The organism is Paraburkholderia tropica, from assembly GCF_914484835.1.
Classification (GTDB): Bacteria; Pseudomonadota; Gammaproteobacteria; order Burkholderiales; family Burkholderiaceae; genus Paraburkholderia; species Paraburkholderia tropica_A.
The window spans coordinates 20,842-38,611 of the sequence record NZ_CAJZAR010000078.1; the positions used below are offsets into that span (position 1 = coordinate 20,842).

Here is a 17,770-nt window from a genome sequence, read left to right on the forward strand (position 1 = left end):
CGCGCTCAGGAACGGTTCAGGCGCTTGCCGAGGTCGGCGACCAGAATCGCCATGCGCGCCGGCTTCTCGTAGCAGGCCACGTTGTAATGGCGCACCACCTGGCTGATCTCCGATTCGCTCGCCTTGCCGGTCAGCAGTTCGCCGGTCAGCACGAAGATCGGCGCTTCGGGATTCTCGGAGGCGCGCACCTGGCGGATCGCGTCGGCGGCGGTCTGGCTGCCGAACAGCCAGTCGATCACCACGCCGTCGAACACGTGCTGCTCCAGCGCTTCGCCGAACGCCGCGAGGCCGTAGAGCGCGTGGGCCGTGTAGCCGCTGTGTTCCAGATAGTCGCGCAGGTTGTCGGCGGACGCCTGATCGTCGTCGACGACGGCGATCAGCGGCTTGTCCGCCTCGGCGCGGCGCGGATAGATCTCGATCTTGTGCACTTCGCGCGCGTTCTGATACAGCGCGCCGTCGGGGCGCACCACGCGCCATTGCCCCTGCTTTTCGTAGGCGACGAAGTCCGGGCGGCCGCCCGGCTCCACAGGCGCGCCGATCCAGGCCGTGCAGGGCAGCTCCGCCGCGCTCACGCACAGCAGCGCTTCCTGGGCGCTCGCGCCGACCATGCCCGGATCGAGCAACTGGCCGCCGAACAGCTGGCCCGCCGGCTCGCCGAATGCTTCGGCCACTTTCTTGATCTGCGCGAGCGTCCACGGGCTGTTGCCGCGCAGTTTGCGGTGCCCCTGCGAAAAGCTCAGGTCAAGAATCCGGCACAGCTCGGTCGTTTGCTGACGTTTGCCGATGCCGTGACGGCTCATCAGCTCGCGTACGCGCTCCGCGACCGTGGCCGAATCGGTTGAGTGTGCAACGTTCGACATACGGCGATAAAAAAGGGGGGGGATCGAAGGGGCTTGGGGCTAGTCTTGGAAGCCAGCTATTGTGCGCCCCGGGCATGGCGACCGGAATCTCGTCGAGCCGCCACGCGGGCGCACAATATTCTAAACGCATCATTTAACAAATGGCTCATGGTTTTTGTATACAAATGTTGGCCACAGCAGGGATGACGTAAGTGCGAGGTCACATGCACGCGCGGGAGCGTCTGCGACAATGGCCGTTTTACGCGAAATCGGCGGGCGGGGCTGCGTGCGTGGCCTGGCTGCGTCCGTGCGCGCGCCCGGTCGGGCCGATTGGGGCACGACAAGCACGTTTCCGGGCCACTGGAACGCGTCACTACAACGAACCACCGCAGCGGGCCATTACAGCGGGCCACTACAGCGAGCCACTATGAACGAAAGACGTGTAAACGCCGGCGTGAATGGCGCGGCGAATGAAGGTGCGGAACGCGAAGCCCATGCGGACGCACTGCGCGACGAGCTGTCCGGCGCGAAGCTCGAAGCGCGGCGTGGCGCCGTGCTGCGCCATCATGGCGTGCCGTATTACAGCCAGTGGGGCAGCCCGGAGTGGGTGGCGCGCATCGTCGAGGACGACGCCGATCCCTGCGACGACCCGGGCTGGCGCGCGAGCGGCTTCGCGCAGCCGGGCGACTACCGCTTCTGGGCCAAGCGCCTGTGCGGGCTGACCTGTTTCGAATCGGCGCTCGATTACTGGGGCATCGCCCACGCGCCGCGCGCGGCGATGCTCGACGACGCGCTGCGCCACGGCTGCTACCGCATGCGCGAGGACGGCGGCGTGGACGGCCTCATCTACCGTCCGTTCGCCGACTGGGCCGAAGCGGCCTATGGCGTGCGCGTCGAGGTGATGACCGACGAGGGTATCGAGGCGAGCGCCGCGCGGCTCGGACCGGACACGCTCGCGATCGTCTCGGTGAGCCCCGAAATCCGCTATCCCGAGCGCGACAACGCGCAGCAGGGCGGCCATCTGATTCTCGTGCACGGCCGCGACGACGACGGCGTCTGGTTCCACAATCCGTCGGGCGTCGCGCCGTATCAGGCCGGCTGCAGTCCCTCCAGCAACTGCCGCACGCGCGACAGATCGCGGTTGAGCGCGCCCGCGTCCTCGAACAGCTCCGCGAGCCAGTCGACGAACACGCGCACGCGCAGCGAAAGCTGGCGCGACTTCACGAACGCAACCGAGACCGGCGTCGGCAGCGGCTTCCATTGCGGCAGCACCTCCACGAGCGTGCCGTTGTCGAGATACGGCTGCGCCGCGAGCAGCGGCGGCTGGATCAGCCCGTAGCCCTGCAAACCGCAGGTGAGATAGGCGAATTCGTCGGAAACATGCACGAAGCCGTCCACCTTCACCTTGGTCGGGCTGCCGTCGACTTCGAAATCGAACTCGTACGGACGCCCGGTCTGCGGCGACAGAAAGTTCACGACCGGATGCTGCGGGAGGTCGTCGAGCGTGGCGGGCGCGCCGCGCCGCGCGAGATAGGCCGGACTCGCGCAGGTGACGTGTTCGAGCAGGCCGAGGCGGCGCGCGGCGAGACTCGAATCGGGCAGTTCGCCGAGCTGGATGCTGCAATCCACGCCTTCGCCGACGAGGTCGACATTGCGCAGACTCACGCCGATCACGAGGTCGATCTGCGGATAGCGCGCGTGGAAATCGTCGAGCGCGGGCAGCACGATCGCGTTGGCGATCAGCCCCGGCATCTCCACGCGCAGGCGGCCGCCGATCGCGCCGGGCTGCTGGCGCACGCTCGCTTCGGCCTCGTCGATGTCGGCGAGGATCTGCGAGGCGCGCTCGTAGTAGGCGGCGCCTTCGGGCGTCAAGGAAAGTCGGCGCGTGGTGCGCACGAGCAATTGCGTGCCGAGCAGCGCTTCGAGGCTTTGCATCAGCGTGGTGGCGCTGGCGCGCGGCATGTCGAGCGACTGCGCGGCTTTGGTGAAGCTGTTGGTATCGACGATGCGGACGAACGTGCGCATCGCCTGGATGCGGTCGATCACGGCGAGCTCCTGATAAGTCAGTCGGGTACGGCTAGAGCGAATTCCGCGTGGCTGCTGCAAAAGGGTGAGCCGCGCGGCGCGCACGAGCGAATACAGACGGCTCGAACGACGCTTCGCGGCGCCGGCGTCTCGCGGATCAGGCGCGCGGCGGTTGCAGGACGATCACGGTTAAATGGCGGCGCGCGACAATGTCACGAACTGCGTACGGCTGCGCCGGCTCGAATGCGGGGTACGGCGTGAGGCGCGGGGGCCTCGATGCGGAAGGGCTGGACGGGCCGTCCGAACGGACGGCCCGGCGGGGCAAGGCGTTACGTCTTTGCGCGGAGGGCTTACTTGCGCAGCGAATCGAGGTCGATCACGAAGCGGTACTTCACGTCGCTCTTGAGCATGCGCTCATAGGCGTCGTTGATGTCCTGCATGTTGATCATTTCGATATCGGACGTGATGCCGTGCTGACCGCAGAAGTCCAGCATTTCCTGGGTTTCAGCGATGCCGCCGATCAGCGAGCCCGCGAGACGGCGGCGCTTGAAGATCAGGTTGAACACTTGCGGCGACGGGTGATCGTGCTCGGGCGCGCCCACCAGCGTGAGCGTGCCGTCGCGCTTGAGCAGTTCGATGAACGGATTCAGGTCGTGCGGCGCGGCGACCGTGTTCACGATCAGGTCGAAGCTGTTCAGGTGCGCCTTCATCTGCTCCGGGTCCTTCGAGATCACGACTTCGTCGGCGCCGAGGCGCTTGCCGTCTTCGATCTTCGAGGGCGACGTGGTGAACAGCACCACGTGCGCGCCCATCGCATGCGCGAGCTTCACGCCCATGTGGCCGAGACCGCCGAGGCCGACGATGCCGACCTTCTTGCCGGGACCGGCGCCCCACGTGCGCAGCGGCGAGTAGGTCGTGATGCCCGCGCACAGCAGCGGCGCGGCGGCGGCGGCGTCGAGGTTCTCCGGCACGCGCAGCACGAAGGCTTCGTCGACGACGAGCTGCGTCGAGTAGCCGCCGTAGGTGACGTCGCCGCTCACGCGGTCGTTGCCGTTATAGGTGCCGACAAAACCGTTTTCGCAATACTGTTCGAGGCCTTCGCCGCAGCTCGCGCAGGTGCGGCACGAATCGACGAGACAGCCCACGCCCACGAGCTGGCCAGTCTTGAACTTCGTGACGCCCGTGCCCACTTCGGCGACGCGGCCCACGATCTCGTGGCCCGGCACCACCGGGAACATCGTGTTGCGCCATTCGTTGCGCGCCTGGTGCAGGTCGGAGTGGCACACGCCGCAGTACAGCACGTCGATGCGCACGTCGAGTTCGCGCAGGTCGCGGCGCTGGAATTCGAACGGGGCGAGCGGCGAACCGGCGTCCTGTGCGGCGTATCCGTAAGTCTTGTACATAGTGAGGTGACTCCTGAGGCTGAGTGGCTAGGCAGGCGCAAACGCCGAAACGCAACGCTCGGAGCGTCGCGTTCGGGGGTGTTGCGGCAGGGTTCCCATCGTAAGGATCGCGCCCCACCCAGGGAATACCTGAATCTATCGAAGACTTGCCTGATTCTCCTGGCGAACCACGCGCGCGCGCATTCGGTGATAGATTGGCAAGCCTGATTCTCTTTCCGTCCCGATGAATTTAGGGGCGCAACTGTCATGAAAACAGCACACATCGAGGCCGTCGATGCAGACGGCGCGGCGCTCGCGCCGCTTATTTCGACGCCGCTGGTCTCGCGCGCCAGCGCCGCGCCCGTGGTGCATGCCGACGACGCCACGCAGCGCCGCGTGGTCGAGCTGATGATGCAGCTCACGCAGCGCGACGGCGCGCATGAGACGCAGCTCGACGGCGTGCGCCTGTTTCGCGGCAGCGAAGGCCATCCGCGCAAGCCGGTCATGTACGAGCCGAGCATCTTCATCGTTTGCCAGGGCCGCAAGCGCGGCTTTCTCGGCGATCAGGTGTTCATCTACGACGCGCAGCAATATCTCGTGCTCTCGGTGCCGCTGCCGTTCGAATGCGAGACCGAGGCCTCGCCCGAGAAGCCGATTCTCGCGATCTCGGTGCGCGTCGATCTGACGCTGGTCGCCGAGCTGCTGATGGCGCTCAACGACACGCGCGGCAGCGCCGTCTCCGAGCCCTCGGGCATCTACGCCACGCCGCTCGACGCGCCGCTCTCGAACGCCGTGCTGCGCCTGCTCGAAGCGCTCGCGCAGCCCGCGGACGCGCGCATTCTCGGGCCGTCGATCGTGCGCGAGATCTGCTATCGCGTGCTCACGGGCGAGCAGGGCGATGCGATTCGCGCGGCGCTCACGCATCAGCAGCATTTCGGCCGCATCGCCAAGGCGCTGCGCCGCATTCACACCGACTATCGCGGCGATCTCGACGTGGTGACGCTCGCCGCCGAAGCGGGCATGAGCCTCGCGGTGTTTCATGCGCATTTCAAGGCGGTGACGTCGACCTCGCCGATGCAGTACGTGAAGACCACGCGCCTGCATCACGCGCGTCTGCTGATCACGCACGACGGCATGAACGTGAGCGCGGCGGCCGTGCGCGTGGGCTACGAAAGCGCCTCGCAGTTCAGCCGCGAATTCAAGCGCCTGTTCGGCTGCACGCCCGCCGACGAGATGCGCCGCGCGCGCGTGGCGGCCGAAGCGGTCGCGCCGCGTGTGGAGGTGGTGCAGCGGTATGTGTCGGCGCTTTGATAGCGCGCTTGAAGTCGCAGATTGATTCGGATGTCGAATCATTTGAGTGTGTCGAACGAAAAAACGTAGCGTAACGAAACCGACGTAAAGAACCCTAAGGCCGATATGAACGCCGTCTCGAAGCCGCGCCTGCTCGTGCTGATCCCGCTCACCGACACCGACCGCGCCGCGCTCGCCGCGCACTTCGAGGTGCTGTACGCGCCCGACGCGCCGCAACGCGCGCAGGCCGTGGCGCGCGAGGGCGCCACGGTGCGCGCGGTGCTCACGAACGGCACGACCGGGCTCACGGCCGACGAGATCGACGCGATGCCCGCGCTCGAATTCGCGGCCGCGCTGGGCGCGGGTTACGAGAACCTCGCGCTCGATCACGCGCGCGCTCGCGGCATCGCGTTGAGCAATGGCGCGGGCGTGAACGCCGATTGCGTCGCCGACCACGCGATGGCGCTGCTGCTCGCCGCGCTGCGCGCGATTCCGCAATTCGACGCCGCCTGCCGCGCGGGCGTCTGGCGCGACGCGCTGCCGATGCGGCCCACGCTCACGGGACGCAAGCTCGGTATCCTCGGTTATGGGCATATCGGCGCGAAGATCGCGAAGCGCGCGGCGGGTTTCGACATGCCGGTCGGTTATCACAATCGCTCGCCGCGCGAGGGCGTGAGCGCGCGCTACTTCGAGTCGACGCTCGCGCTTGCGCAATGGAGCGACTGCCTCGTGGTCGCGACGCCGGGCGGCGCGTCGACCGAACATCTGATCGGCCGCGCCGTGCTCGACGCGCTCGGTCCGCAAGGCTTTCTCGTCAACGTCTCGCGCGGCAGCGTGGTCGATACGGCGGCGCTCGCCGACGCGCTGCGCGAAGGCCGCCTCGCGGGCGCAGGCCTCGACGTCTACGAAGGCGAGCCCGAGCCGCCGCAGGCGCTCGTCGCGCTCGACAACATCGTGCTCACGCCGCACACGGCCGGCACGTCGCCCGACGTGCGCGCGGCCACCGTGCGCAATTTCATCGACAACGCCACGCGCCACTTTGCGGGCGAAGCGCTTGTTACGCCGCTCTGACGGAGCGCGTCCCCGCGCGTTTTCTTCGCGCATTTCGTTCACCGGTTCAGCCACGCCGCGCATGCCGATCCATGTGTGCTGCATAAGGTCGCGTGCGCACCCAGTCCGGCTGTGGCGCGCTTGACTGAGCGCATGGTCATCCGCCAGTTCGGGCGACATACTCCGACATAGCTTCTCGCGTTTTCCGTCATACTGCCTCCGCATCGCGTCGCTAATGCATCGCGTGATGCCTGTCCACCGCAACGCCCCTGGAACGAGACATAACGATGAAAAACCGTCCGCTTGCGTTAGCCGTCCCGTCTAAAAAATGCCTGATGCGTGCCGTGCTTGCCGGCGCTTCGGCGCTTGCGCTGAGCGCCGGCGCCTTCGCACAATCGTCGCCCGACGCCGCCACCGATGCGCACGGCTGGGCCGGCACGGGCACGCTCGCCACGCCGGCCGGTTCGTTCGATTTCGTCGGTGGCTATCCCACCGCCGACGCGGGCCGCAAGCTCGACGACACGCTCGCGCTGAACCGCGCCGTCGAGGTCTATCTCGCGCAGATGCCCGCGGTGTCGTGGTATCGCGTCTGGAAAGGCACGAACGAGGCAGGCGCCGCCACGCCGAACCAGATCGTGATCTGGGAAAGTCTGATGAACGCCCGCACGCTGCTGCTCACGGGCAATACGGAAACCGTCTACGCGCTCGCCGCACTCGACCTCAAGCGCGACGGCCCGGTGGTCGTGGAAGCGCCGCCACATCTGCTCGGCGGCGCATCCGATCTGTGGCAGAGCGAAGTGGCCGGCATCGGCCCGACCGGCGACGACAAGGGCCAAGGCGGCAAATTCCTGATCCTGCCGCCCGGCTACACGGGCAAGGTGCCGCCGGGCTATATCGTCAGGCGCTCGCGCACGTATCGCGTGGTGCTCGGGCTGCGCGGCTTCATGGTCGAAGGCAAGACCGCGCCCGCCGTGGCGCTCATGAAGCAGACGCGCGTCTATCCGCTGGCGCAGGCCGCGCATCCGCCCGCCACGACCTTCATCGACGGCTCGACGCATCCGATCGACACGCTGTTCTCCGACAACTTCCAGTATTTCGACGACCTCGCCACCCTCATCGCGAGCGAGCCGAAGGACGTCGTGCCGACCATCGACCGCTTCCAGATGGCGTCGATCGGCATCGAGCAGGGCAAGCCGTTCGCGCCCGACGCCGCGCGCCGCGCGCTGCTCGACAACGCTGGCAAGCTCGGCGGCGCGATCGCGCGTCAGAACACCTTCGCTTCGAGCGACCCGGAACGGCTCATGTATCCCGACCGCCACTGGGAATGGGCGTTCGTGGGCCGTAGCGCCACGTGGGACTCGCAGGGCTATCTGAACACCGACCGGCGTGCGGGCTTCGCGTATGAAGCGATCGGCATGTCGCCCGCGATGGTCGCGCAGGTGGTCGGCGCGGGCTCGCAATACGCGATGACGCCGCGCGACGCGAACGGCCAGTATCTCGACGGCGCGAAAAGCTATCGCCTGCATCTGCCCGCGAACATTCCGGTGAAGAACTTCTGGTCGGTGGTGGTGTACGACGCGCAGACGCGCTCGATGCTCGACAACGGCCAGCCGTTCCCGACGGTCAGCCAGTACACCGGCCCGGCGAAGAACGACGACGGCTCCATCGACATCTACTTCGGCCCGGACGCGCCCAGGGGCCACGAGAAGAACTGGATCCGCACGGTGCCGGGCAAGGGCTGGTTCACGCTGCTGCGCTTCTACGGCCCGCTCAAGCCGTTCTTCGACAAGAGCTGGAAGCCGGACGACATCACGCCGCTGTCCTGAACGGCGCGCAGGCGGCGTCCGCAAACGCCGCCGCTTCGTTCATCCTGCGTTCCCGCATCGCTGCACATCGCTTGCATAAAGTTCGGAGAGCTTATGTTTGACGACTTCCCCAACGTGTCCAGGTCGCTCGCGTCTGGCATGAGCGCGGCCCTACTGGCCGTCCTCGCGCTCCCGGCCTGCACGGGCACGTCCACGCCCGCGACGTACAGGATGACCACGCCCACGCCGCCGCAGATCACCACGCCCGCGTCGGTCGACACGCGCATCGGCCGCCTCGATTATTTCGACGGCGTGCCCACGCCGCCAACCGCCGACAAGGTCTACGACAACCTGCTCTTCATGCGCGGCGTGGAGGCGTTCCTCAACGGCATTCCGGGCGCGTCGATGGCGGCGATCCGCCAGGGCCTGCGCGACGCGGGCGCGACCGGCAGCACAGTCGGCGTGTTCGAATCGCTGATGGATTCGAAGTCGATCTTTCTCACGCCCAATTCGGAGACCGTCTACTTCTGGAACTGGATGGACCTGAAGGACGGGCCGATGGTCGTGGAAACGCCGCCGAATATTCTCGGCGTCGTGGACGACTTCTGGTTCCGCTACGTGACCGACATGGGCAACGCGGGACCGGACAAGGGACGCGGCGGCAAATATCTGTTCGTGCCGCCGGGCTACACGGGCGCGCTGCCCGCGAGCGGCTATATCGTCATCAAGTCGCCGACCTTCGGCAATCTGCTGTTCGGCCGCGCGTTCATGAAGAACGGCGACCCGAAGCCGGGCGTCGCGAGCCTGAAGGCCGGGCTGCGCGTGTATCCGCTGGCGCAGGCGTCCGCGCCGCCGCCGACGCGCTTCATCGACCTGTCGGGCAAGGTGATGAACACGGTCCATGCGAACAACATCGCGTTCTACGACGAGATCAATCAGATCGTGCAGGAGGAACCCGCGGGCGCGTATGGCCCCGACATGACCGGCCTGTTCGCGTCGATCGGCATGGTCAAGGGCAAGCCGTGGGCGCCCGACGCGCGCACGAAGGCGATCCTCACCGACGCCGTGGCGGTCGGCAACGCCACCGCGCGCTCGATCGACTTCGCCAACCGCAATCCCGCGGCGCTCATCTACCCGGACGGCCACTGGAATACGCCGTTCATCGGCGGCAGCTACGAATGGCTCGACCGGGGCGCGCGCAACTTCGACGCCCGCACGATGTTCTTCTACGCCGCCACGATCGACACGCCCGCGATGGCCGTGGCGATGCCGGGCATCGGCTCGCAGTACGCGGCGGCGAATCTCGACGCGAGCGGCAAGCCGTTCGACGGCGCGAAGCCGTACGTGCTGCATGTGCCCGCCAACGTGCCGGTGAAGGACTTCTGGTCGGTGGTGGTCTACGACACGCAGACGCGCTCGATGCTGCAAACCGACCAGCCGTTCCCGAGCCTGTCGAGCGAAAAAGCGTTGAAGAAGAACGCCGATGGTTCGGTCGACGTGTACTTCGGGCCGAGCGCGCCCGCGGGCCACGAATCGAACTGGGTGCAGACGATTCCGGGCAAGGCGTGGTTCACGATTTTCCGCCTGTACGGGCCGCTGCAGCCGTGGTTCGACCGTAGCTGGAAGCTGCCCGACATCGCGGCGGCGGGCTGAAGCGCGCATCGCGCAACGCACAGGAGACGGCAGGGAGCGACTCGAAGCGCCGCGCAACGGACGCGGCGCAGGACTCTGGGGGACGACAGATGAAACGCAGCACGTTACCCGAGGCGCGGCGGTGTAAGGCCGCGCTGGTTTCGACGATCGCGCTGGCGGGCGCGCTCGTCTCGATGCAGGCCGTGGCCCAAAGCCAGGCCAACTCCGCCGCCGACAACGCCAACAAGAGCAACAATCCGCTCAATCTCGCGGCGTCGTTCAACGTGCAGAACATGTTCGCGCCGTCGCTCTACGGATCGAGCGCGGTGACGAACGATCTGCTGCTGCGCGGCACGCTGCCGCTCGGGCCGAACGGACTCGTGCCGGTGCCGCAGATCCTGCGGCTGACCGCGCCCATCAGCACGCGGCCCGATCCGACCGGCGGCTACAACACCGGTCTCGGCGACCTCAACCTGTTCGACATTTTCCTCGTGAGCCAGGGCGCGACGCAGATCGGCATCGGCCCGCTCGTGACCGCGCCCACGGCCACCGATCCCGCGCTCGGCACCGGCAAGTGGCAGGCCGGGCTCGCGGCGGTGGTCGTGGACGCATCGCGCGCGCGGCTGCTCGGCGCGCTGGTGCAGTGGCAGCATTCGTTCGCGGGGCAAAGCAGCCGGCCCACGGTGCAGTCGCTCACGGCGCAGCCCTTCGGCATTTTCAATCTGCCGGACGGCTGGTATATCCGCTCGACGGGCATCTGGACGTTCGACCTCCAGCACGGCGCGTACTACATTCCCGTGGGCCTCGGCGGCGGCAAGGCGTGGAAGGCGGGCGGCACGATCTACAACGTGTTCGTCGAGCCGCAATATTCGGTCGCGCATTCGGGCGCGGGCGTGCCGAAGTGGCAGATCTTCGCCGGGCTGAACATGACCTTCGGTAAGTAGGCGCGCGCGGGCGGGACACGGCATGGCGCGCGGCTTTCGTGCGCGCCATGCCGCGCTCGACGCTGCTCGTAGCGCCGCTTGTCATACCGGTCGTCATGCAGGCTGTGATGCCACTTTTGATGCCGCTCGTAACGCCGTAATTCACGCCCCGTCCCGCCAAACTCGCGCCACCAACCGCCACCCGCGCGGCGTCCGGGCCACGCACTATGTACGCCAGGCCACGGCCGGACGGCGATGCATGCCGTATGATTCAGCCTGGAGCGAGGGTTTTCGCTCGCCGCTTTGCGCGCCGCGCGGAGGGCCGACTTCCCGGCAGGGACCCAACAGGCAGAAGGGCGCATGCAAACTTTGATCGAGGCGTTGCGGAAATCGGCCGCCCTCGTGGTGAACCGCTTCTACGAGGAGCTGGCGCGTCTGCCCAAGTCCCGGCGCATCCTCGAAATGCTGTCGGCGGAAGAACTCGCGCACCTCAAGGACCGGCAGATCCAGAATCTGCTCGCGCTCGCCGATCCCGGCCTCAGCTCGAAGGAGCACGCCGCGATGGCGATGCGCATCGGCCGCATTCATGCGATCGTCGGGCTCGACAAGGAGGAGCTCGTGCGCAGCCGCGGCATCCTCCAGGATCAGCTCGACAAGCTGATTGGCCGCGATGTCGGCAGCCAGGCGCTGTCGCTCTACGCGCGCCGCCTCAACAGCGACACCGCCTGGCAGCTCAAGGCCTACCAGTCCGTCGAGGACTCGCAGCAGGACGTGCTTCAGCGCATCACGCGCATCGTCTGGGAGGCGGGCAGCTACACGCATTTCATCGATCAGCTCGTGGGCGCGCTCGGCGGTCACGACGAGGTGGCCGCCTGCGCGATCGGGCGGCCCGACGAAGCGGGCATTTTCCATTTCGAAGCGGGCGCGGGCGGCAGCGGCGAGGGCGGCCTGGTCGCCGTGCTGACCGCGCACGGCCACGAGATCAGCGTGCGCGCCGATCACCCGGACGGACAGGGCGCCGTCGGGCGCGCCTGGCGCAGCGGCAAGGCCGAGCGCGTCGTCAACTACCAGACCGATACGCATGTCGAGCGCTGGCGCGACGTGGCCGCGCGCGAGGGCCTGCGTTCGTCGGTGGCAATTCCGATCGCCGCGCCGGGCCATGCGCCGATCGCCATCGTCATGCTGTTCAGCGCGTATCCGGGCGGTTTCGTCGGACCGGACCAGGTGGCCTTCATCGAACTGTTGCAGACGCTGCTCGGCTGCGTCGCCTCGCGTTTGCAGACCCAGGACGGGCTGCATGGCGGCGCGGTGCCGGTGAGCGTGCGTCAGCATTGGGCCGCGCTCGTGCGCACCGGCGCGCTCGAAATGTATTACCAGCCGCTGCTCAATCTCGCCAACGGCCAGGTGAGCAAGGTCGAAGCGCTCGCGCGTCTGCGCGACGGCGAGCGTCTGCTGACGCCCGACGAATTCCTGTTCGCCTTGTCGTCCGACGATTTGCTCGCGCTGTTCACGCGCGGTCTCGGTCAGGCACTCGACGATCGCGCGCGCTGGCTCGCGGCCGGTCACGATCTGGAAATTTCGGTCAATCTGCCGCCTGCAGCGCTCAACGATCTGCGCTATTTCGATGCGGCCCGCGAGGCGCTGGAGACGCACGCGTGCCCCAGCGAGCGCGTCACGCTGGAAGTTCTGGAGAACGAATCGATTTCGCTGAGCCAGGGACAGCGCGCGATTCTCGCGAAGTTCCGCGCGCTCGGCGTGCTGCTCGCTCAGGACGATCTGGGCTCGGGCCATAGCGGGCTCGCGCGGCTGCGCGAATTGCCTTTCGACTGGATCAAGATCGACCGCGAAATCGCGCATATCGCGGGCGGCACGGCACTCGACGCGCTGCGCGTGGTGTATCAGATCACGCGTCTCGGCCATTCGCTCGGCAAGCTCGTGCTGGCCGAAGGCGTCGATTCCGCCGATCTGCTCAAGGCGCTCGCGATACTCGGCGTGGATGGCGCGCAGGGCTATGAAATCGCCCGGCCGATGCCCGCCGACCCGTTGCTCGACTGGATCGAGCGCGCGGCGCGCGCACCGCTCGCGCCGGCTGGTGAAAGCGTGCTCACGCGGCTCGCGCGCTTCGTGGTCTGGGAGGAGCGCGCGTTCATTCTCGCGACGCTGCCCGAGGCCGCGCGCGGCCTGCTCGACACGGACGACGCCGCGGCCCGCACGGCGCTCGCCGACGCGCTCATCAGCTTCGGCGACATCCTCCCGGCGGGCGCGGAACGCGACACGCTCCAGCGCGACATGCTGCATGCGCTCGTGAAGGGCGGTCGGCATAGCGAGGCCTGGCAGGCCGCGCTCGCGCGTCTGATGAACGCGATTTCGGCGGTGCCGCTCGCGGTTTGAGGCCGTAGCGGCACGTGCTTCACCTGCTTACTCCGGCAGCGCGATCGCCACATCGGCGGGCGCGGCCGACGACTGCCGCCGTTGCAGCATCGCGATGCACACGAGCGACACGGCCGCGAGCGCGCTATAAAACAGTGCAAGCGGCCACCACTGGCCCGGATAGTCGTGCGCGAGCAAGGTGCCGACGAGCGGCGTGAGCCCGCCCGCGAGCGCCGCGCAGCACTGATACGAAATCGAAATGGCCGAATAGCGCGTGCGCACCGGAAACGCGTTCGTCATGAAGCCCGCCATCACCGCATACGAACTCGACATGCACATCACCGCAATCGCAATGCCGATCACGATCGCCAGTGGCTTGCCGGTGGAAACGAGCACGAACATCGGATAAGGCGAGAGCATCGCGAGCGCGGCGGCGCGTGTGAGAAAGCGCCCCGCGCCCACGCGCTGCGCGAACCACGCCGAAGCGAGCTGCGTGAAGAACTGGATGAACGCGACCACGAACAGGCAGTCGAGAATCAGCGTGCGGTCGAGGCCGAGCGTCTGCGTCGTGTAGTTGAGCATGAAGGTGTTGACGAACCACGCGCCCGCCACGCCGATCACGTTCGCGCCGAGACACAGCAGCACGCCGCGCCAGCTGTCGCGCAGCACTTCGACGATCGGCAGCGCGGCAGTGCGCGCCTGCTTTTTCAGCGCTTCGAATTCCGGCGATTCGCTCACGCCCGAGCGGATCAGCAAGCCCACCACGAGCAGCACCGCGCTCGCGAGAAACGGCAGACGCCAGCCCCACGCGAACAGCGCCGCATGATCGAGATGCGCGACGCTGCGAAACGCCAGCAGCGCGAGAATCAGTCCCGCGGGACTGCCGAGTTGCGCGAACGACGCGAGAAACGTGCGCTTGTCTTTCGGCGCATGTTCGCCCGCCATCAGCACCGCGCCGCCCCATTCGCCGCCGATGGCGATGCCCTGCGCGATACGCAGCGCGATCAGCAAGGCAGGCGCGAGCGCGCCCGCGCTTTCATACGTCGGCAGAAAACCGATGCCCACGGTGCCGACGCCCATGATCGAGAGCGTGGCGACGAGCGCCTTCTTGCGGCCGATGCGGTCGCCCAGATGCCCGAACACGAGCCCGCCGAAGGGCCGCGCGAAAAAGCCCACGGCGAAGGTGCCGAACGAGGCGAGCGTGCTGTAGAACGGATCGTGCGCCGGGAAGAACAGCTTGCCGAAGATGAGCGCGGCGGCGGTGGCGTAGATATAAAAGTCGTACCACTCGATCGTGGTGCCGACGAAGGCGGCCAGCGAAGCGCGCGCGGGCTGCCGCGCGGGGATGCTCGTCATGTCTCTCTCCAGTTTCATTAGTCGGGGTGAGCCGGCTTGGGCCGGTCTTGATCCGTTTCGGCTTGCGCTTGTTTTGAGCGCGTTATGAGCCTTTCACTACGCCCGCCTCGAACAGCTTGCGCTGCGTGTCCACGTCGATGCCGAGCGCGTCGAGCACCGCGCGCGTGTCGCCGCCGAGCGCGGGCGGCGGCGTGCGATAGGTCGCGGGCGTGCGTGAGAGCTTCACGGGCGCACCGGTGCCGCGATAGCCGGGCATTTCCACGAGCATCTGGCGATGCAGCGTATGCGGATGCGCCGCCACCGCATCGACGGTCTGCACCGGCCCGCACGGCACGCCCGCCTGAATCAGATCGCGCGCGAGCGGCGCGCAATCGTGCAGCGCGAGCCGCGTTTCGAGCGCTGCCTTCAACTCGGGGCGATGCGCGCAGCGGCTGCGGTTGTCGGCGAAACGCGGGTCGTCGGCGAGATCGGGCATGCCCAGATGCGCGCACAGTTTCGCGAACTGGCGGTCGTTGCCCACGGCGAGAAAAATCGGCGCGCTGGCGGTGGCGTAGCTGTCGTAAGGCGCGATGTTCGGATGCGCGTTGCCGCTGCGTTGCGGCGTGCGGCCGTTGCCGAACCAGTTCGGCAGATGCGGATGCAGCAGCGACACGCCGCAGTCGTACAGCGCGATATCGACCGACTGGCCGTGGCCGCTTTTTTCGCGCTCCGCGAGCGCGAGCAGAATGCCCGCGAGTGCGTTCAGGCCGGTCACCATGTCGACGATCGGCAGGCCGATGCGCAGCGCCGGGCCGTCGCTTTCGCCGTTCACGCTCATGAGCCCAGCCATCGCCTGGATCACGGCGTCGTAGCCGGGCAGGCCGCCGAGCGGGCCGTCGGGGCCGAAGCCGGAAATCGCGCAGTGAATCAGGCGCGGAAAGCGCGGCTGAAGATCGCGCGCGTAATCCATGCCCCAGCGCGCGAGCGTGCCGGGCTTGAAGTTCTCGACCAGCACGTCGGCGCCTTCGAGCAGTTGCCAGAGAATCGCGCGGCCTTCGTCGCAGGACAGATCGACGGCGATGCCTTGCTTGTTGCGATTCACGCCCACGTAGTACGAGGCCGTGTCGCCGACGAAAGGCGGGCCCCAGCCGCGCGTTTCGTCGCCGTCGGGCGGTTCGAGCTTGATGACCTCGGCGCCGTGGTCGGCGAGCGCCTGGGTGCAGTACGGGCCGCCCAGCACGCGGCTCAGGTCGATCACGCGCAGACCGTGCAGTGCGCCGTTTACCTTGATTGATTCGGATGACGTATTAATTGTCATGATGATATCGCCTCACTGCGCGGGCAGCAGTTGCATGGCATCCGCGAGCGGCAGCGGCGTTTCGTCGACGAGCGCGCGCAGTTGCGTGGCGTGCGCGTCGCGGTCGTCGAGCGCGAGCGGGTCGCGCGGCAGCAGCTTGTGGCGCACGATCAGATGCGCGAGCGCGAGCCGACGGTAATCTTCTGCGCCCGCGCGCGACACCTGGGCGGCTTCGCAGGCCATGAACGCCGCCGTGGTCGCGTGATAGAGCGCGCTCGCGGCCTGGCGTACCGACTCGTCGCGGCCGCATTCGGCAACGCTCTCCAGCGCCGCGCCCGCGCGTTCGAAGGCCGCGCGCAGCAGCGCCGCGCTCGCTTCGGGCAGCCCCGCTTCGGCGAGTTCGGCGCGCACGTAGCGGCCCAGCGCATCGAGCGCGCCTTCGCGTTTCGCGGCGCGCGCGACATCGAGCGCCACGATGTTGCTCGTGCCTTCCCAGATCGAGCCCAGATGCGCGTCGCGCACGAGACGCGCGTCGCTCCATTCCTCGATATAGCCCACGCCGCCGCGCACTTCCATCGCGTCGCCGGTCACGCGGCGCGCGTCGCGGCAGGCGCGGAACTTGATCATCGGCGTGAGGATGCGCACGCATTTCGCGGCGCTTTCGTCACCACGGTCGCCACGGTCGGCGCGCGGCAGCAGCGTGGCGATGCGCATGAACAGCGTGCGCGCCTGCTCGGCGGGCAGCATCATCTTGATCAGCTGACGCTGCATCAGCGGCATGTCGATGAGCTTGCGGCCGAACGCTTCGCGATGGCGCGCGATGTGCAGCGCCTCGGTGAGCGCGCGGCGCATGAGACCGGCGGCGCGCACGCCGTTCGACAGCCGCGACATGTTGATCATGTCGGCCATCTGATGAAAGCCGCGTCCGACTTCGCCGATCAAATACGCCTGCGCGCCTTCGAGCACGATCTCGCCGCTCGCCATCGACCGGCTGCCGAGCTTGTCCTTGAGTCGCACGATGCGATACGTGTTGCGTGTGCCGTCGGGCAGTGTTTTCGGCAGCAGGAACAGCGCGAGACCCTTGATGCCGGCCGGCGCGCCGTCGACGCGCGCGAGCACCATCGCGAGATCGGCGTCGGCGTTCGAGCAGAACCATTTGTCGCCGTAGAGACGCCAGGTTTCCGTGCCGTCCGCGCCGGTTTCGCGCGCGGCGCGCGTGGCGATGCGCGCGACGTCGGAACCGGCCGCCTGCTCGGTCATGAACATCGCGCCCTGAAACAGCGTGTCGAAGTCCTGCGAGGCGAGCATCGGCAGATAGCGCGCGATCAGATCGGGCGTGCCGAATTTGCGCAGCGTGCGCGTGAGCGAATCGGTCATGCTCACGGGGCAGCAGAGGCCGAACTCCGCCTGCACGAACAGATACGTGAGCGCGTATTTCACGAGCGGCGCGGGCGCGTGCTCGCGATGGCTCATCGCGGCGAGACCGAGTTCGGCATACGCGACGCGTTCGAGCGCGACGTAGTCGGGATGTTTGTCGATGTGCTGGATCGCTTCGCCGCGCCGCGTGCGATGTTGCAGCGTGGGCGGATGGTGATCGGCGGAGAGTGCGAGCGCGTCGAGTTCGTCGGAGGCGCGCTGGCCGAGCGCGATGAGCTGCGCTTCGATATCGGTGAAGGCCGTCTCGCCGAGATACGCGCGCAGGAGCGGGGCCAGACCGGGATCGCTGCGGAAGAAGTTGATGCCGCGGCTGTCGGGAATATTGGACGCGCCGCTGCCTTGCGCGGCGGGGGATTCGCTCATCGGTGTCTCCTGTCGTTTCTTC

12 protein-coding genes and 1 pseudogene are annotated in these 17,770 nt (G+C 67.5%); 7 read left to right on the forward strand and 6 right to left on the reverse strand.

The annotated features are described in order from the left end of the window. Positions 1-5 precede the first annotated feature (5 nt). Positions 6-860, reverse strand: a complete 855-nt coding sequence (locus LDO54_RS29175; RefSeq protein WP_224014562.1) for a helix-turn-helix domain-containing protein — start codon at positions 858-860, stop codon at positions 6-8. A 535-nt stretch (positions 861-1,395) separates the two neighbouring features. Between LDO54_RS29175 and LDO54_RS29180 the strand changes: the two are divergent. Continuing rightward, positions 1,396-1,935, forward strand: a pseudogene (locus LDO54_RS29180) (C39 family peptidase); the annotation flags it as partial. Here the strand turns inward: LDO54_RS29180 and LDO54_RS29185 are convergent. Together LDO54_RS29185 and LDO54_RS29190 are read right to left on the reverse strand one after the other, a co-directional pair. Beyond that, positions 1,929-2,885, reverse strand: a complete 957-nt coding sequence (locus tag LDO54_RS29185; RefSeq protein WP_224014564.1) for a LysR family transcriptional regulator — start codon at positions 2,883-2,885, stop codon at positions 1,929-1,931. The pseudogene LDO54_RS29180 and the gene LDO54_RS29185 overlap by 7 nt on opposite strands. 329 nt (positions 2,886-3,214) lie before the next feature. Beyond that, positions 3,215-4,267 (reverse strand): NAD(P)-dependent alcohol dehydrogenase, encoded by a 1,053-nt coding sequence (locus tag LDO54_RS29190; RefSeq protein WP_224014566.1) that lies wholly within the window; start codon positions 4,265-4,267, stop codon positions 3,215-3,217. Positions 4,268-4,513: 246 nt separating this feature from the next. On the opposite strand from LDO54_RS29190, the gene LDO54_RS29195 reads away from it, so the two are divergent. From LDO54_RS29195 to LDO54_RS29220, 6 genes are all read left to right on the forward strand, one after another. Continuing rightward, positions 4,514-5,557, forward strand: a complete 1,044-nt coding sequence (locus LDO54_RS29195; protein WP_405045062.1) for an AraC family transcriptional regulator — start codon at positions 4,514-4,516, stop codon at positions 5,555-5,557. Between the two features lie 105 nt (positions 5,558-5,662). Beyond that, positions 5,663-6,607: a 2-hydroxyacid dehydrogenase gene (locus LDO54_RS29200; RefSeq protein ID WP_224014568.1), complete on the forward strand. Its 945-nt coding sequence runs from the start codon at positions 5,663-5,665 to the stop codon at positions 6,605-6,607. A 314-nt stretch (positions 6,608-6,921) separates the two neighbouring features. Beyond that, positions 6,922-8,412 carry a DUF1254 domain-containing protein gene (locus LDO54_RS29205; RefSeq protein WP_224014570.1) on the forward strand — a complete coding sequence of 497 codons (1,491 nt, stop codon included), beginning with the start codon at positions 6,922-6,924 and terminating at the stop codon, positions 8,410-8,412. Between the two features lie 138 nt (positions 8,413-8,550). Next, positions 8,551-10,044: a DUF1254 domain-containing protein gene (locus LDO54_RS29210; protein WP_224014572.1), complete on the forward strand. Its 1,494-nt coding sequence runs from the start codon at positions 8,551-8,553 to the stop codon at positions 10,042-10,044. 89 nt (positions 10,045-10,133) lie between these two features. Beyond that, a complete protein-coding gene (locus tag LDO54_RS29215; RefSeq protein WP_224014574.1) occupies positions 10,134-10,967 on the forward strand; it encodes a hypothetical protein in 834 nt (277 codons plus the stop codon). A 339-nt stretch (positions 10,968-11,306) separates the two neighbouring features. Next, complete coding sequence (locus LDO54_RS29220) at positions 11,307-13,337, forward strand: EAL domain-containing protein (protein ID WP_224014576.1); 2,031 nt, start codon at positions 11,307-11,309, stop codon at positions 13,335-13,337. Positions 13,338-13,364: 27 nt separating this feature from the next. Here the strand turns inward: LDO54_RS29220 and LDO54_RS29225 are convergent, their stop codons facing one another. The 3 genes from LDO54_RS29225 to LDO54_RS29235 form a co-directional block, all read right to left on the reverse strand. Next, positions 13,365-14,672: an MFS transporter gene (locus tag LDO54_RS29225; protein ID WP_224014578.1), complete on the reverse strand. Its 1,308-nt coding sequence runs from the start codon at positions 14,670-14,672 to the stop codon at positions 13,365-13,367. Positions 14,673-14,754: 82 nt separating this feature from the next. Then, on the reverse strand, positions 14,755-15,969 hold the full coding sequence (locus tag LDO54_RS29230) for a CaiB/BaiF CoA transferase family protein (protein ID WP_224014580.1): 1,215 nt from the start codon (positions 15,967-15,969) through the stop codon (positions 14,755-14,757). Positions 15,970-15,981: 12 nt separating this feature from the next. Then, the gene (locus LDO54_RS29235) at positions 15,982-17,748 is read right to left on the reverse strand and encodes an acyl-CoA dehydrogenase family protein (RefSeq protein WP_224014581.1); all 1,767 of its coding nucleotides are present in this window, start codon (positions 17,746-17,748) and stop codon (positions 15,982-15,984) included. Positions 17,749-17,770: the final 22 nt, after the last annotated feature.

What these genes read in the sequence shown, in the direction of transcription:
- LDO54_RS29175 (WP_224014562.1), bottom strand. Translation starts at nt 860, where the DNA reads ATGTCGAACGTTGCACACTCAACCGATTCGGCCACGGTCGCGGAGCGC.
- LDO54_RS29190 (WP_224014566.1), bottom strand. Translation starts at nt 4,267, where the DNA reads ATGTACAAGACTTACGGATACGCCGCACAGGACGCCGGTTCGCCGCTC.
- LDO54_RS29195 (WP_405045062.1), top strand. Translation starts at nt 4,514, where the DNA reads ATGAAAACAGCACACATCGAGGCCGTCGATGCAGACGGCGCGGCGCTC.
- LDO54_RS29200 (WP_224014568.1), top strand. Translation starts at nt 5,663, where the DNA reads ATGAACGCCGTCTCGAAGCCGCGCCTGCTCGTGCTGATCCCGCTCACC.
- LDO54_RS29205 (WP_224014570.1), top strand. Translation starts at nt 6,922, where the DNA reads ATGCGTGCCGTGCTTGCCGGCGCTTCGGCGCTTGCGCTGAGCGCCGGC.
- LDO54_RS29210 (WP_224014572.1), top strand. Translation starts at nt 8,551, where the DNA reads ATGAGCGCGGCCCTACTGGCCGTCCTCGCGCTCCCGGCCTGCACGGGC.
- LDO54_RS29215 (WP_224014574.1), top strand. Translation starts at nt 10,134, where the DNA reads ATGAAACGCAGCACGTTACCCGAGGCGCGGCGGTGTAAGGCCGCGCTG.
- LDO54_RS29220 (WP_224014576.1), top strand. Translation starts at nt 11,307, where the DNA reads ATGCAAACTTTGATCGAGGCGTTGCGGAAATCGGCCGCCCTCGTGGTG.
- LDO54_RS29225 (WP_224014578.1), bottom strand. Translation starts at nt 14,672, where the DNA reads ATGACGAGCATCCCCGCGCGGCAGCCCGCGCGCGCTTCGCTGGCCGCC.
- LDO54_RS29230 (WP_224014580.1), bottom strand. Translation starts at nt 15,969, where the DNA reads ATGACAATTAATACGTCATCCGAATCAATCAAGGTAAACGGCGCACTG.
- LDO54_RS29235 (WP_224014581.1), bottom strand. Translation starts at nt 17,748, where the DNA reads ATGAGCGAATCCCCCGCCGCGCAAGGCAGCGGCGCGTCCAATATTCCC.